Origin of the sequence: Bradyrhizobium sp. SZCCHNR1093 (assembly GCF_032381175.1) — a bacterium.
Lineage (GTDB): Bacteria > Pseudomonadota > Alphaproteobacteria > Rhizobiales > Xanthobacteraceae > Bradyrhizobium.
Window position 1 is genome coordinate 1,167,011 of sequence record NZ_JAUHJJ010000002.1, and the last position, 15,786, is coordinate 1,182,796.

General features: G+C 64.8%; 13 protein-coding genes. 12 read left to right on the plus strand and 1 reads right to left on the minus strand.

From position 1 onward, the window contains the following. Nucleotides 1-7 precede the first annotated feature (7 nt). The 7 genes from QX070_RS11005 (at nucleotide 8) to QX070_RS11035 (ending at nucleotide 9,443) form a co-directional block, all read left to right on the plus strand. Nucleotides 8-430, plus strand: coding sequence for a PepSY domain-containing protein (locus QX070_RS11005; protein WP_315736962.1), 423 nt, complete (start codon nucleotides 8-10; stop codon nucleotides 428-430). Between the two features lie 252 nt (nucleotides 431-682). Continuing rightward, nucleotides 683-1,153, plus strand: coding sequence for a DUF2271 domain-containing protein (locus QX070_RS11010; protein ID WP_315736963.1), 471 nt, complete (start codon nucleotides 683-685; stop codon nucleotides 1,151-1,153). A 23-nt stretch (nucleotides 1,154-1,176) separates the two neighbouring features. Then, on the plus strand, nucleotides 1,177-3,381 hold the full coding sequence (locus tag QX070_RS11015; RefSeq protein WP_315736964.1) for a PepSY domain-containing protein: 2,205 nt from the start codon (nucleotides 1,177-1,179) through the stop codon (nucleotides 3,379-3,381). After that, nucleotides 3,362-4,366 (plus strand): FAD:protein FMN transferase, encoded by a 1,005-nt coding sequence (locus QX070_RS11020; RefSeq protein WP_409999160.1) that lies wholly within the window; start codon nucleotides 3,362-3,364, stop codon nucleotides 4,364-4,366. Before QX070_RS11015 ends, QX070_RS11020 begins: the two co-directional genes overlap by 20 nt. Before the next feature lie 205 nt (nucleotides 4,367-4,571). After that, nucleotides 4,572-5,609, plus strand: coding sequence for a zinc-dependent alcohol dehydrogenase family protein (locus tag QX070_RS11025; RefSeq protein WP_315737083.1), 1,038 nt, complete (start codon nucleotides 4,572-4,574; stop codon nucleotides 5,607-5,609). Nucleotides 5,610-5,883: 274 nt separating this feature from the next. Next, complete coding sequence (locus QX070_RS11030) at nucleotides 5,884-7,809, plus strand: hypothetical protein (RefSeq protein ID WP_315736968.1); 1,926 nt, start codon at nucleotides 5,884-5,886, stop codon at nucleotides 7,807-7,809. An 11-nt stretch (nucleotides 7,810-7,820) separates the two neighbouring features. Then, nucleotides 7,821-9,443, plus strand: coding sequence for a PEP/pyruvate-binding domain-containing protein (locus tag QX070_RS11035; protein ID WP_315736969.1), 1,623 nt, complete (start codon nucleotides 7,821-7,823; stop codon nucleotides 9,441-9,443). 48 nt (nucleotides 9,444-9,491) lie between these two features. Here the strand turns inward: QX070_RS11035 and QX070_RS11040 are convergent, their stop codons facing one another. Then, nucleotides 9,492-10,457: a LysR substrate-binding domain-containing protein gene (locus QX070_RS11040; RefSeq protein WP_315736971.1), complete on the minus strand. Its 966-nt coding sequence runs from the start codon at nucleotides 10,455-10,457 to the stop codon at nucleotides 9,492-9,494. A gap of 220 nt (nucleotides 10,458-10,677) precedes the next feature. On the opposite strand from QX070_RS11040, the gene QX070_RS11045 reads away from it, so the two are divergent. From QX070_RS11045 to QX070_RS11065, 5 genes are all read left to right on the plus strand, one after another. After that, nucleotides 10,678-11,709, plus strand: a complete 1,032-nt coding sequence (locus QX070_RS11045; protein WP_315736972.1) for an ABC transporter substrate-binding protein — start codon at nucleotides 10,678-10,680, stop codon at nucleotides 11,707-11,709. Nucleotides 11,710-11,901: 192 nt separating this feature from the next. Continuing rightward, nucleotides 11,902-12,945: an ABC transporter ATP-binding protein gene (locus tag QX070_RS11050; RefSeq protein WP_315736973.1), complete on the plus strand. Its 1,044-nt coding sequence runs from the start codon at nucleotides 11,902-11,904 to the stop codon at nucleotides 12,943-12,945. Next, entirely contained in the window at nucleotides 12,942-13,823 is an 882-nt protein-coding gene (locus tag QX070_RS11055; protein ID WP_315736974.1) for an ABC transporter permease, read from the plus strand. Before QX070_RS11050 ends, QX070_RS11055 begins: the two co-directional genes overlap by 4 nt. After that, on the plus strand, nucleotides 13,820-14,629 hold the full coding sequence (locus tag QX070_RS11060) for an ABC transporter permease (protein WP_315736976.1): 810 nt from the start codon (nucleotides 13,820-13,822) through the stop codon (nucleotides 14,627-14,629). The genes QX070_RS11055 and QX070_RS11060 overlap by 4 nt, the downstream gene beginning before the upstream one ends. A gap of 11 nt (nucleotides 14,630-14,640) precedes the next feature. Further along, nucleotides 14,641-15,777 carry an FAD-dependent oxidoreductase gene (locus QX070_RS11065; protein WP_315736977.1) on the plus strand — a complete coding sequence of 379 codons (1,137 nt, stop codon included), beginning with the start codon at nucleotides 14,641-14,643 and terminating at the stop codon, nucleotides 15,775-15,777. The last annotated feature ends 9 nt before the right edge of the window (nucleotides 15,778-15,786 follow it).

Sequence of the window (15,786 nt, forward strand, 5' to 3'; positions counted from 1 at the left end):
AGGAAACGTGAAAGCGATAGCAGTGATCGTGGCCATTCTGATGGGCACTCTGGCGCCGGGTCTGGCGGTGGCTGATAATGACGACTGCAAGGTTCCCATGGCCCAATGGCAGCCGCGCGAAGCAGTCGAGCAAATGGCAAAGGCGCGCGGCTGGACCGTGCGAAGGATCAAGATCGACGACGGATGCTTCGAGATTCGAGGGCAGGACGAGAACGGTCGTGACATCGAGGCAAAGGTGGATCCCGCATCGCTCGCCGTGATCCGCGTGAAACAAAAGCGTGGAGAGCACGGCAGGAACCGCGATGATGAGGAAGACGGTGCCCGGCGTGGTGGACGCTCCGGGCCGGGGGGAGCCCCTGAGCCAGCGGGAGTACCGCCTTCCAACGGGCTTTTTCAGGGCGGTGCCGCCCCCAAGGCCGAAGTCAAGTGATGCCGTGGTGCGGAGTCCATCTCGTTGGAGCCGTGATCAGAGAAGGTGAGAGTCGGCGCCATTGACTTCCATTGCCTGAGGCGAACGAGCACATCGCGTTCAAGTGCGCCCCGCCTGCTGCGGGGCGTTTGCCGTTTTTGAAAAGGTCCAACCTGACGGCTGCCTGAAGCAGATTCCTATCGACCTTCAGGAGCACGTCATCTGCGGTCTTCAGTCTTGGTTCGATCAATACGCCACTGCTGGAGACCAACAATGAAATCGCTGCTCGCCGTCCTTGCCGTCACCACCGCGCTGACCGCTCCCGGGCTCGCCATGGCGCGTCCTGTCACGTTGACCACCACGCTCAGCAATTATGGCGGGAACGGAGCCTATCTCGCGCTTTACGTGACCGATTCCACGGGCGCCTATAAAGGCACGCTGTGGGTGGCGGGCTCAAAGTCCAAATATTACAGCCATCTCAGCGGTTGGAACCGAGGATCCCGCGGAAACCCCGCCGAAATCAACGGCATTACGGGGGCCAGCGTCGGTGCCGGCCGGACGCTGAAAGTCACGCTGGACCTCGCGGATGCGCTCTTTGATGCAGGCTACAAGCTCCACATCGATGCCGCCGCCGAGGACATGCGGGACAGCCCGTCCGAGGTGGTCGTTCCGCTGACATCCGCGGGAGCAAGTCGGCCCGCGGCGGGCCGAAGCTACGTCCGCTCCTTCACCTACGCCATGTAGGCCTATGGACAGGGATGGATGTCATGCTGCGCTGGATTCATCGGATTCTAGGCCTTTTCGTCATCATTCCGCTGATGGCACTCGCGATCAGCGGTTCGGTGCTGTCGGCGATTCCGGCCTGGGATCGGGCTGAAGCAATTTCGCCAAGCAGTGTCACCGTCGCCGCTTTGGCTGGCCGAGTCGTCGGCACCTATCCTGGTGTGGAGGAGCTCAAACGCCTGCCCTCCGGTAAGATCATCGCCTTCTATTCCGGGAACGACGGCCCGGCCGCGAGCGTGGTGAACCCTGTGAGCGGTGAATTTGTTTCGGACTACACGCGCTCGGCATTCGAACGCTGGATGACCAACCTGCATCGCTCGTTCTTTCTCGGCGATAGCGGGCGCATGGCCGCGGGCGCCGGCGCGCTGGCGATGCTGGTCCTGCTGCTGTCTGGCCTGCAGATGACCGCCCGACGCATGGGAGGATGGGGACAGATTCTCAGCCGGGCGCGCGGCAATGGCATTCAGCGACTACATACCGACCTCGGCCGGCTGGCGGCTGGTGGGCTTCTGCTGTCAACTCTGACGGCGCTCTATCTGTCGCTCACCACGTTCGGACTGATTTCGGACGGCATGTCGCAGGCGCCCGCTTTCCCGACGGCGACGACCCGCGGCCCGGCTCTTCCCGTCGAGCAAATCACGGCCTTGCGCGGGATCGATCTTTCCCAGCTCCGAGTGCTGACTTTTCCCAACCCGGCGAACCCGGACGATCTCTTTCACCTGACCACCGCGACCGGCGAAGGATATGTCGATCCCGCGGGCGGAGGCCTGCTGGCCTGGAACGCCCATTCGCTCGCCCGGCAGATCTACGAATTCATCTACATGCTGCACACCGGCCAAGGGCTGTGGTGGTTCGGCTTGTTGCTGGGCGTCAGCGCCCTCAACGTTCCGGTACTTGGCTTGAGCGGAGCTGTGATGTGGTGGAGCCGGCGCCGTGCATATGCTCCAATTGCTGACAACGTTGTCGCCAAGAACGCCGACACCGTGATCTTGGTGGGGAGCGAGGGTGGCAGCACATGGGGCTTTGCCCGCACGCTGCACGCCGCCCTGACGGCTAACGGACACGGGGTTCATACGGCCTCGATGGATAGCTTGTTGCGATCCTATCCATCGGCGCGGCGCATGTTCCTGCTGGCCGCGACCTATGGCGACGGTGCGGCTCCCGCGTCGGCCACCGCGTTCCTCGAACGCCTCGACGGGATCGCAGAGCCACCGCGTTTCCCAATCGCGGTCCTCGGCTTCGGCGACCGGCAATTTCCGCAATTCTGCCGTTTCGCTCGCGACGTCGAAGCGACGTTGGCGCGGAAGGGCTGGGCGTCGCTGATGCCGCTCGAGACGATCGACCGTCAATCCGCGCAGGAATTCGCGCGGTGGGGCGAGGCGCTGTCGCAGGTCATGGGCGAAGAGCTGGCGCTGCTGCACGTGCCTGAGCGGCCGCGCACGCATACCCTGACGCTTGTCGACCGCGTCGACTACGGCGCGGAGGTGCAGGCGCCAACCTGCGTGCTGCGCTTCGCGCTGCCGATGAGCCACATGTTCGCGCGCGTCGCAGGGGGCGGCTGGCCGCGCTTCACGGCAGGCGACCTCATAGGCATCGTGCCGCCGGGCTGCACCTCGCCGCGCTATTATTCGTTGGCCAGTTCGACCAGCGATGGATTTGTCGAGATCTGCGTGCGCAAACATCCCGGCGGGCTTTGCTCGGGCCTGCTTCACGGGCTTGAGCCGGGCGACAGCGTCGAGGCCTTCGTGAAGGCCAATCCAGCCTTCCGTCCGGCGCGCGGACGAAAGCCGGTCATCCTGATCGGCGCCGGCACCGGCATTGGTCCCCTGGCGGGATTGGTCCGCGCCAATTTCTCGCGCAGGCCCATGCATCTCTATTTCGGCGGTCGCGATCCAGCCTCGGACTTCCTCTATGAGCGCGAGATCGCCGGCTGGCTGAATGACAGACGGCTGACGAGCCTCGCCACCGCCTTCTCGCGCGTGAAAGGCGGCGGCTATGTGCAGGATCGGCTGCGCAAGGACGCCGATCGATTTCGTGCCCTGATCGCCGGTGGTGCGCAGGTCATGGTGTGTGGTGGGCGCGACATGGCGGCGGGCGTGACGGAGGCGATAGCTGATGTGCTCGCGCCGACCGGCCTGACGCCCATGGTGCTCAAGGCCCAGGGGAGGCTTGCTGAAGATGTCTACTGATCTTGTTCGCCACGCATTGAGCGGCGCCACGATGGGAACGCGCTGGTCGGCGCTGGTCTATGCTTTTCCTGACACCGACATTGCCGCACTGGAGGCCGCCCTGGCTCGTGCCGTCGATCGCGTCGACCGCCAGATGTCCACATGGAAGCCGGACAGCGATCTGATGCGATTGAACTCGGCCGCGCAAGGCGTCTGGGTATCCCTACCTGCCGAGATCATGCAAGTTCTGCAACGGGGCGTGACGATCGGACATGCATCGGGCGGAGCCTTTGACATCGGCCTGGGGCACCTGGTCAATGCCTGGGGCTTCGGACCTGCTGCCTCTGCTCCCGACAAGGACGCGATCCAGATGGCGCTTCGTGAGCGACTGCCGCCAACCCATACGGTTCTAGAGCTGGATGTGCCGGGAAGCAGGGTGCGCAAACACGCGCAGTCTACGTTGGACCTTTCAGGAATCGCCAAGGGTTTCGCCGTGGACGAGATGATGCGAACGGTCGAGGCCCTCGGTATTTCCAATGCGCTGGTCAGTCTGGATGGAGAGCTGAAAGCACGAGGCGCCAAGGCGGACGGAACACCTTGGCGCGTTGCGGTGGAAAAGCCTGACTACGAACAGCGCGGTCCGCTTGGCGTCATTGAATTATGGGACGCGGCGGTCGCTACTTCAGGCGATTACCGGCATTGGATCGATCTCGGGCGAAAACGTCTGTCTCACACCATGGACCGGTCACGCGGCGGTCCCATCGACAACGCAATCGCCTCAGTCTCCGTCGTCGCGGCAAGCTGCATGGATGCTGACGCATGGGCGACGGCATTCATGGTCCTCGGTCCGGTGCAGAGCAAGGCGCTGGCGCAGGAGCAGGGCCTCAGTGCCCTGCTTATCCAGCGAGGGAACGAGAGGTTGGTCGAGATTCCGGTCGGTCCGGCGTTCGAGGTGCCTTGGGCAGCGTCGGCGGAGATGAGGCGGCAAGATCTATCACATGGGTGAGGTCGATGTGCACGCGCTCCGCCTAGCTGCCTAGGTACGGCGGCAAACGGCCATGCGGTGGATTGGCTCTCGATGCTGGATCTTGGTTCCGACAAATCATCGTGATGCAGCCGGATGGAGAGGTTTGACCAACATCAAGCTCGCGCATCGTCGCCCATCTAGCTTCCTCTGCGAATTTTTCGTCCGCGACGCAGAGGAGATGGTCATGAAGGCGCTCGTCTATAACGGTCCGGGAAAGAAGGCCGTTGAGGAAAGGCCGAAACCCGAGATTTCGGCTCCGACCGACGCCATCGTCAAGCTTGTGAAGACGACAATCTGCGGGACTGACCTCCACATATTGAAAGGCGACGTTCCGACCTGTGTACCCGGCCGAATTCTTGGCCATGAGGGCGTCGGCATCGTCGACAAGATCGGCGGCGCCGTTACCGCCTTCAGGCCGGGCGATCACGTCATCATCTCCTGCATTTCCTCCTGCGGGACCTGCGACTATTGCCGGCGCGGAATGTATTCCCATTGTGTGAACGGCGGCTGGATCCTTGGCAACCGAATCGACGGAACGCAGGCGGAATACGTGCGTACTCCGTTTGCTGACACCAGCCTTTATCATGTGCCGGCCGGAACCGAAGAAGACGCGTTGGTGATGCTGAGCGACATTCTTCCGACCGGCTTCGAGTGCGGCGTGCTCAACGGTAAGGTCCAGCCCGGCTCGACGGTGGCGATCGTCGGCGCCGGCCCGATCGGCTTGGCAGCCCTGCTGACGGCCCAATTCTACTCGCCGGCCGAAATCATCATGATCGACCTCGACGACAATCGCCTGGAGATGTCGTCCCGCTTCGGCGCCACAACTGTCATCAACAACAAGGATGGCAAGGCTGTTGAAAAGATCATGGAGATGACGGGCGGTCGCGGCGTCGACACCGCCATGGAAGCGGTCGGTGTGCCGGCGAGCTTCATCGTCTGCGAGGATATCGTTGCGCCCGGCGGCGTCATTGCCAATATCGGTGTTCACGGCGTCAAGGTCGATTTGCACCTGGAGCGACTGTGGGACCGCAATATTGCGATCACGACAAGGCTCGTCGACACTGTCACCACGCCGATGCTGCTTAAAACGGTACAATCTCGCAGGATCGACGCGAAGAAGCTCATCACCCATCGGTTCAAGTTCGAAAAGATCCTGGACGCCTATGAGACCTTCGGAGCAGCTGCCAGTACGCACGCCCTGAAGGTACTGATCGAGTTCTAGTACCCGGACTCATGGCCGGGGGATACGTCGGCCTTTGAAGGGGCGCTGGCGAGCCTTTTTCTCGATCCAGACGAAGGGTTCAGCTCTGTCGTTGCAGGCTTGGACGAAGGCATCGATCGCACGACTGCGACATTTTGGGAAAGACGCGCGTAACCTGCGGACTGCCGAGCTTCAGCGCTGATCGCCGAATGTGACACTTCGATGAATGATCCAGCGCAACACCGCACCGTTCGCCGGCTGCTACGAGGCCGTTATCAAACTGCGACGTGCGCCGATGAAAACTGAAATTGTCAGAGAGCTCGGACAAACCGACATCCTGCTGCCGCAGCTCGTGGCAGATGGACTGGCCGCCAACGATCGCATCAAGCTCCGCCTCAGCGCGCTGCAGGCCGCGGTCCAACATGCAAGACAGCCGCGCGCGAACGTGCCTGATCTCGCGATGGAGAGCCGCGCTGCCGGGCTGGCGCCTGCGGCGCTCGTCACACTGATCGGCGGCGCACATCTTGCTGGCGATGACAAGGTGGTGGCACCGGGACTCGCTCCTCTGCTGAGGGGCATCGAGGGCGATATTCTCGCGATGATCGGTGCCGCCGCCGCAGGCAATCCGTCGGAAGGCCAGCAGTTCGAAAGACGCCTGGCCTCGATCCGCAGCGCGGGTCACCTCGAAGCGACGCCGGAGATCGAGATCGCCCGCGTCGGTCGGCTGACCGGGGTCGAGCATGACGGACCGGACAGCCTGCATCGGCTGGTGATGGACCTGCACAAGGCATTGAACCGTCTGGCCGCGAGCAACTCGGAGGAGGTCATCGCCGGCGCGCATATCTTCGGCGTGCAGGACGCCGATCGCGCACCGATCGCGAGCTTCATGCGCGGGCTCAACGAGACGAGATCGCTCAAGTTCAATCATCCCGGGCTCGATACGACCGCAATCCGGGCGGGCGACCGGCTGGTCATCCAGAACGATATCGGCACCACCGATGCGCATGTGATCGTCATCGTGGTCACGGCGAGCGCCGTGACCATCACCTATACCGACGTTCATCTGGCGCGCGCGAAGTTCTTCGTATCGCTGTTCGACGAGTGTTCGCTGAAATGGAGCGGCCTGGACAAGCATGCCGCCGCGGGGCTCGAGGACGACGGGACGTTCTATCTCGTCACCGGATCTTGTGAGTATGGAGCGCCCGACGACCGCGACGAATTGCTCGCCGCCATCGGATCTTCGCTGGTGTTCCTGATCGACTGGAACAAGGCGCGCAAACTGCTGCGCAGCTGGGTCGCCAAGACCGATGCGGTTCGTATCCTGGAATGGGCGGCGCGGCAGCGTGTCGGTCACCGCGGCTTTCTGGAGCTTGGCGGCAGCGAGCTGCTCGGCGCAGCCGTGCGCAGCGCGGCACCGACGCGCATCGGCTTCGGCGAGCGGCTCGACCAGGTGCTGGAGCGAGAGGCAGCGATCGGTTTCCTCAAGACGTGCCTGCAGGTCTCGACCGAGGCTTTGCGCGAGGGGCAGTCGTCACGGCTGGCGCGGGACCGGATCGGCGCCGAGTTGGTCAGGCATCTCGATCGCGTCGATAGTGGATTGCTCGCGATGGTGCTCCGACAGATCGGCCTGGCGCGCGATGTGGCGGCGCTGGTCCAACAGGCCGTGTCGATGATCGAGCCGGAGCCGACGTTGGTCAGGCAGCTCGCGGAGCGGGCGGGCCGGATCGAGCGGAAGGCCGACAGGATCGCCATCGAGGCGCGTGCGGAAATCGCGCGGCTCGCTGCGCGGCCGGTGATCGGCGACCTGGTCGACCGGATCGAGCAGGCGATCGATGAGTTGGAGCAGGCTGCGTTCATTGCGTCGCTGGCGCCGGGCGCGCTGAAGCCCGAGATCAGGTCCGCACTGGGGGCGCTCGCGTTGGTGGCGGGGTCGGCAACCGAGCACGCCGCGTCGGGCCTCGCCGCCGCTGCCGAGGTCCAGGAAGGCCGCCGAGCAGATTCGGAAGATGCGTTGGCGGCGGTTGCCCGGCTGATGGATGCCGAGCACCAGGCGGATGCCAAGGAACGGGAAATCACTGCGAGCGTGTTCTCCGGCGGGCTCGATCTGGCAGCCTCTCTTGGCGCTCTGGAGCTCGCGCGGGCGATCGAGCGCGCGACCGACTGCCTGGCGAGCTTCGGCCATTTGCTGCGGCGCTACACGATGAGTGACCTCTCGGCCTAGGGAACGAAGTGATGATGATGGTGCGGATCGGGGATGGCCGGCGCGAGCTGCCTGGCGCCGAAGAGGTCGGGGCGAAGGCGGCAAATCTCGCACGGATGGCGGCGCTGGGTCTGCCGGTGCCGCCTGCGTTCGTGCTGCCGGTGCAGCTCTGCGCCGACGTGGTGGCCGGCAAGGGGCAGGCAACGCGCCAGCTCGTTGACGGACTGAAAGGAGGGATCGCCTTTCTCGAGCAGGCGACCGGAAAGTCGTTCGGCTGCTCGCGCAATCCGCTGCTCGTGTCCGTCAGGTCCGGTGCGGCGCGGTCGATGCCGGGCATGCTGGATACCGTTCTCAATGTCGGCTGCACGTCGCGCGCCGTGCGCGGTCTGGTGCGCGCAACGGGGCGGCCGCGGCTGGCCTGGGACTGCCGGCGGCGCCTGCTCGAGAGCTACGCCGAAACGGTCATCGGGATCGATCCCGCCCCGCTTGCCGAGCGATTGAGCCAGATGATTGCCGCCGAAGGCGTCAGCAACGAGCGTGAGCTGGACAGCGAGGCGCTCGAGCGGCTGGTTTGCGACGAACACAAGCTTCTGGAAGAGGCCGATGATGACGGATGGCTCGAAGATGCCGCGGTGCAGCTGGAACGCTCGGCGCGGGCCGTCTATCGATCCTGGACCAGTGAGCGGGCGCGGACCTATCGCCGGCTCGAGGGCCTCGAGCATCTCAAGGGCACGGCGGTCACGGTGCAGGCCATGGTGTTCGGCAATGGCGGCATGTCGTCCGGTGCGGGCGTCGCATTCTCGCGCGATCCCTCGACGGGAGCGGACGAGCCGGTCATCGACGTCATGTTCGATTCGCAGGGCGAGGACGTCGTCTCCGGCCGAAGGACGCCGGAAACCGAGAGGGCCCTGTCACGGGCGCTGCCGGATGTGGCGCTGGGGCTGCGTGCAACTCTGAAGCGGCTGGAAAGTGAATTTCGCGATGTGCAGGACATCGAATTCACCATCGAGGAAGGCCGATTGTGGATCCTGCAGACAAGAGCCGCCAAGCGCACCCCGCGCGCCGCGCTCCGCATCGCGGTCGACCTCGTGCACGAAGGATCGATCACGCGGGAAGAGGCCCTGGGAAGACTTGATGGCATCGACGTCGAGGCACTCACGGAGACCTCGCTCGTTTCGACCGGCCAGCCAGCAGCCGTGGGAGTTGCGGCTTCCGGCGGTGTCGCAACGGGGCGGGCGGCCTTCGACAGCGCGTCCGCGGAACGCCTCGCGGCGGCAGGTGATCCGGTCATTCTGATCCGTCACGACACCAGCACCGCAGACATCGCGGGTTTCGCTGCAGCTTCCGGGATCGTCACGGCCGTTGGCGCCCGCACCGCGCATGCCTCTCTCGTCGCCCGTCAGATGGGCAAGCCCTGCGTGGTCGGTTGCGCCGCGATCCGGGTCGATGGTGAAGCGCAGCAGGCACGTATCGGCGCAGCGGTCGTGTCCCCCGGCGACTGGATCACCGTCGACGGCAATACGGGCCGTCTCTACCTGGGACGCGGCGAAATCGTCGCGCAACGGCCCGAAGCTGAGCTTGCGGAGCTGTCGGCTTGGCGGTTTCCGCGCGATCCGGCGCCTGGAGGCGCAATCGCTGAAGCGCCCGCGGCCTGACCAGTTGAACCCTGGTTTAGGCGAAGGACCGGATCATACGCCGCTCAATCAGCGGGTCGTAGGTGCGCCCACCAGGCCCCCGACCAAGCCTTCCCCGGTTTCTCCAGCGCTTGATGCCCGGCTGAGCTCTTCCAGGGCCTGTCGCACCGACTCGACGAGGTCCAGCGCCACCGGCGAGGGGCTGCGCTGCGGCGGAAACACCGCGGCGAATTCGAAATCGATGCGCGGCGTGAATGGCCGCATCACCACGCCGCGGCCGTCGAATTCGCGCGCGGTGAACGGATCACAAATCGAGACGCCCAGTCCCGACGACACCATCCCGCACATGATTTCCGACAGCGTCGTCTCGACCCGCAGCACGCGCCTGACATCCTCGCGATGGAAGATCTGATCGATCAGATGCCGGCTGGTGGAGCCTGACGAGAGCGAGATGAAGGTCTCCCCCTCGAAGTCGCGCGGCACCAAGATTGTCTTCGCACAAAGCCGATGGCCTGCCGGGAGGACGGCGACGCGCGCCAGCGCCGGCAGCTTGATGCTCGGCAGGCCGGCATGGGCGATCGGCACCTCGGCAAATCCGACGTCACATTGCGCGTTCAGCACCCAGTCGATCACGATCGGCGAGATCACGCCGAAAAACGCGAGATTGAGATTGGGCCGCTCCTGCAGGAAGCCGCCCGCCAGCCGCGGCAGATAGCCATTGGCAAGAGCGGGCAGGGCGGCGATGCGCAGCGTGCCGGTGCGCCGGCCGCGAATTTCCTCCGCTGCTGCAGTGATGCGATCGAGCCCGACGAAGGAGCGTTCCACCTCCATGTAGAGCGCTGTTGCCGCGGCGGTCGGCACCAGCCCGGTGCCGCGCCGTTCGAACAGCTCCATCTTGAGCAGCGCCTGAAGGTCGCGCAGCAGCCGGCTGACCGCCGGCTGCGTCACCGCCATCAGCTTGGCGGCTTCGGTCACACTGCCGCTCAGCATCATCGCCCGGAAGGCTTCGACCTGCCGCGAGTTGATCCGCGCCATCAGTCCTCCAGTCCATAACATTTGCGTATGAACAGGGTGCCATTATTCATTGGACGATCAAAGCCTCTGCTGCGATCTTTTTTGGCAGGGTGAGGGGTGGCTCGTTTTTTAGGCTCGTCAGCTCCGGGTTTTCTGGACTGCGGATGCATCGGCCAAGCCCGATCTCCCTGGGGCGGTTATTCAATACCGTCTCATATCCAAGATGATGGAGATCGGTCCGATGAAGCACCCTAAACTCCTGATGGCGGTCAGCGTCGCCGTCCTGGCTTCAGCCTCTCAGGTCTGGGCTCAGCAGAAGACGCTCTATGTCGCCGGCTACGGCGGCTCGTTCGAGAAGACCATCCGCGAGGAAGTGATCCCGCCGTTCGAGCAGGCCAACGGCGTCAAGGTCGAATACGTCGCCGGCAACTCCACCGACACACTCGCCAAGCTGCAGGCGCAGAAGGGCAATCAGCAGATCGACGTCGCCATCGTCGATGACGGTCCGATGTACCAGGCGATCCAGCTCGGCTTCTGCGACAAGGTCACCGGGTTGCCTGGCGATCTCCTCGATGTCGCGCGCTTCAAGGACGACAAGGCGGTCGCGATCGGTCTCGTCGCTACCGGCCTGATGTACAACAAAAAGGTGTTCGCCGAGAAAGGCTGGGCCGCGCCGACGTCGTGGAATGATCTCAAGGATCCGAAATACAAGCAGCTGCTCGTCATCCCGCCGATCAACAACACCTACGGCCTCAACGTCCTGCTGATGCTGGCCAAGATGAACGGCGGCAGCGAAGCGAACGTCGATGCCGGCTTCAAGATCTTCAAGACCGACATCAATCCGAACGTGCTGGCCTACGAGCCGTCGCCGGGCAAGATGACCGAGCTCTTCCAATCGGGCCAGGCCGTCATCGCCGTGTGGGGCAGCGGCCGTGTGCAGAGCTTCGCCAACACCGGCTTCCCGGTCGATTTCGTCTATCCGAAGGAAGGTGCCGTCAGCCTGCTGACGACGGCGTGTCCGATCGCCAAGACCTCGGTCTCGCCGCTGGCCTCGAGCTTCATCAAGCTGCTGCTCGATCCGAAGATCCAGCTCACGATGCTGAAGGAATATGGCTATGGCCCGGTGGTGAAGTCCGTGGTCGTGCCCGAGGGCGTCGGCGCGATGGCGCCGATCGGCGAGCGCGCCGCCAAGGTCTATGCGCCGGATTGGAGCGTGGTCAACGAGAAGCGCGAGGAATGGACCAAGCGCTGGAATCGCGAAGTCGAGCGCTGACTAGTCGTTTGTTGCGAGCCTCTCTCGTCGACGGCGGTCTTCTCCCTCCCCCCTTGTGGGGGAGGGTCGGGGAGGGAGGGACCACACCAATGGTCTTCGGGCCGCCCCCCACCCCCAGCCCCTCCCCGCAAGGGGGAGGGGAGTGCACCGTGCGCGCGGCGCCAGCATTCCTCGCCCATCTGGATCCAAAGCATGTCCTTCCTCGAGCTCGACCGCGTCGGCAAGTCCTTCGGCCCCAACACGGCGGTCGAGGAGTTCAGCCTCGGCGTCGCCAAGGGCGAGTTCATCTCGTTCCTGGGGCCGTCCGGCTGCGGCAAGACGACAACCTTGCAGATGATCGCGGGATTCCTCGACCCGTCGCACGGCGCGATCCGGCTCGAGGGCAGGGATCTGGTCGCGATGCCGCCGGCGAAGCGCGGGCTCGGCATCGTGTTCCAGAGCTACGCGCTGTTTCCGCACATGACGGCGGCCGAGAACGTCGCCTTCGGCCTGGAGATGCGCAAGGTCGCGCGCAAGGATCGTGAGGAGCGCGTGCGCGCGGCGCTCGCGCTGGTCGGCCTCGCCGGCTATGAGGACCGTCATCCGCGCCGCATGTCCGGCGGCCAGCAGCAGCGCGTCGCGCTGGCGCGCGCACTGGTGATCCGCCCGAGCGTGCTGCTGCTCGATGAGCCCTTGTCCAATCTCGATGCGCGCCTGCGCGAGGACATGCAGATCGAGCTGCGCCAGATCCAGCGCAATCTCGGCACCACGACCATCCTCGTCACCCATGATCAGATCGAGGCGATGTCGCTATCCGACCGCATCGTCGTGATGAGCAAGGGGAGGATCGAGCAGATCGGCACGCCGCAGCAGGTCTACGAGCAGCCGGCCTCCGCCTTCGTCGCGCAATTTCTCGGCAAGACCAACGAGTTTGCTGCGACCGTGGACCGCACCGGGGGGCAGGCCAGACTGGTGGCGGGATCTTGGAGCGCGCCGGCGCCGGCCGGCGTGGCCGGCTCCGTCGCCGTCAGCGTCCGGCCCGAGCGCATCAACTTCGGTGACGCCGGTCTTGCAGGGCGCATCACGAGCCGCATCTTCCAGGGCAATCACTGGCTGTTCCAATGCGACACCGAATGCGGGCCCGCCATCGTGATCCGGCAGAATGACGGCCAACCGCAGCCTGAGCAGGGCGCAGCGGTGCATCTCGTCTGGCAGGTCTCGGACATGAGCCTGCGCGCCGCGAAGGCTGCAGCATGAGCGCGACCATCGCGTCCAACTCGTCCGAGACGCGCGCCGGCCTTTCGCTGGCGCTGCCGGCCTTGATGCTGTTCCTGGGAGTCGTCGTGATCCCGTTGGCGATGACGGTGATGCTGTCGTTCCATGATTGGGGCCAGTACAAGGGCATCGAGCCGGTCTTCATCCTGAAGAACTGGATCGAGATCTTCGACGACCCCTACTACGCCGAGATGTTCTGGCGCACCTTCCGCGTCGCGGTGCTGGCGACCTTGATCACGGCGGTGTTCGGCGTGCCCGAGGCCTACATCCTCAACCGCATGCAGGGGCCGTGGAAGGGCCTCTTCCTGCTGGTGATCATCGGCCCACTGCTGATCTCGGTGGTTGCGCGCACGCTCGGCTGGGCGCTCCTGTTCGGCGGCAACAACGGGCTCGCCAACAAGCTCTTGATGACATCAGGCCTGATCGATTCACCGGTCCGGTTCATGTTCACCGAAACCGGCATGGTGATCGCGCTGGCGCACGCGATGATGCCGTTCATGGTGCTCGCGGTATGGACCGCACTGCAGCGGCTCGATCCGCAGGTCGAGAATGCGGCGTTGTCGCTGGGTGCAAGCTCGCTGACGGTGGTCCGCCGCATCGTGCTGCCGCAGATCATGCCGGGCGTGCTGTCGGGCGCCATCATCGTATTCTCGCTGTCCGCCAGCGCCTTTGCGACGCCGGCGATCATCGGCGGCCGCAGGCTCAAGGTCGCCGCGACGCTCGCCTATGACGAATTCCTCAATACGTTGAACTGGCCGCTCGGCGCCGCGGTTGCCGTGCTGCTGCTGATCGCGCTCGTCCTGATCGTGGTCGGCTCCAATGCGCTGATCGAGCGCCGCTACCAGGAGATGTTCCGATGAGCAGGAACGGTGCTCTGGCGCTGATCTTCCATGCCGTCTTCGTCGTCTTCATGGTGGCGCCGATCGTCGTCGTGTGCTGGGTCGCGTTCACCCCGGAAGGCTTTCTGTCGATTCCGATCACGAGCTTCTCGCTGCGCTGGTTCAGGGCGCTCGCCGACTATCCGGAATTCGTCCACGCCTTCGGCGTAAGCCTGTGGCTCGGCGCGCTGTCGTCGTGCGTGGCGCTATTGTTCGCGGTGCCGGCGGCGCTCGCGATCAGCCGCTATCGCTTCCGCGGCCGTGACGCGCTGTCGGCGCTGTTCCTGTCGCCCTTGATGATCCCGCATGTGGTGCTCGGCATCGCCTTCCTGCGCTTCTTCACGTCGGTCGGCATCGGCGGCACGTTCGTGGCGCTGGTGATCGCCCATGTCGTCGTGGTGTTTCCGTTCGCGCTGCGGCTGACGCTTGCGGCCGCGACCGGCATGGACCGCTCGATCGAGATGGCCGCGATCTCGCTCGGCGCCGGCGGCTGGACGATGTTTCGCCGCGTCACCTTGCCCGCGATCCTGCCCGGCATCGTCAGCGGTTGGATGCTCGCCTTCATCCAGTCGTTCGACGATCTGACCATGACCGTGTTCCTGGCGACGCCCGGCACCGAGACCCTGCCGGTACGCATGTTCCTCTACATCCAGGACAACATCGATCCGCTGGTGACATCGGTATCGGCCAGCGTCATCGCCATCACCATGACCGTCCTGATCCTGCTCGACCGCTTCTACGGGCTCGACCGCGTGCTCACCGCCAAAGGCGGCGACGCAGGACGATAGGAGACACTACGATGAGAGACTATGACGTCGCCGTCGTCGGCGGCGGCCTGCTCGGCTCTGCGATTGCCTGGGGGCTCGGCCGGCTCGGCCAGCGCGTCGCCGTGCTCGACGAGGGCGATATTGCCAAACGCGCCTCGCGCGCCAACTTCGCGCTGGTGTGGGTGCAGAGCAAGGGCCTGGGCATGCCGGCCTATACCGGCTGGACGGTGCGCGGCTCCAAGGCGTGGCCGAAGCTTGCCGAGGAGCTGAAGGCTCAGACCGGGCTCGACGTCGCGCTGCAGCAGAACGGCGGCTTTCACCTCACGCTGGGCGAGGCCGAGTACGAGCAGCGCACGCAACTCGTCGCGCGCATGCACAATCAGGTCGGCGCCGCCGACTACCAGATGGAGATGCTGCCGGCGGCAGAGGTGAAGAAGATGCTGCCGCTGATCGGCCCGGAGGTCTCCGGCGGCAGCTTCTGTCCCTATGATGGCCACGTGAATTCGCTGCGCACCTTCCGCGCCCTGCATGCCGGCATGAAGCAGTTCGGCGTCGACTATCTGCCAGAACGCGCGGTCGGCGCGATTGCCCGTGAGGGCGATGAGTTCAGGCTGACGACGGCGCAGGGCGAGGTACGCGCAGCGAAGGTGGTGCTCGCGGCAGGGAATGCCAACCAGGCCTTGGCCCCCATGGTTGGACTGTCGGCGCCGATGGGCCCGACGCGCGGCCAGATCGTCGTGACCGAGCGCACGATGCCGTTCCTGCCGCATCCGCTGACCACGATCCGCCAGACCGACGAAGGCACGGTGATGATCGGCGACAGCAAGGAGGACGAGCTCGACGATCGCGTGCAGAACCATCCGATCAACGCTGTCATGGCCGATCGCGCCCAGCGCACCTTCCCGCATCTGGCGCGGCTCAACGTCGTCAGGAGCTGGACCGGCATCCGCGTGATGCCGAAGGACGGCTTCCCGATCTACGAGCAGTCGGAGAACCACCCAGGCGCCTTCGTCGCCTGCTGCCATTCCGGCGTGACGCTCGCGGCGAACCACGCGTTCGACATCGCGCGCATGGTCAAGGACGGCGCGTTGGAGCCGGAGCTGGTCGGCGCATTCACAGCCAGGCGCTTCGACGGCGAAGCGGAAGCGGGCGGCAGTGGCTACTACTGATAGTGAGAG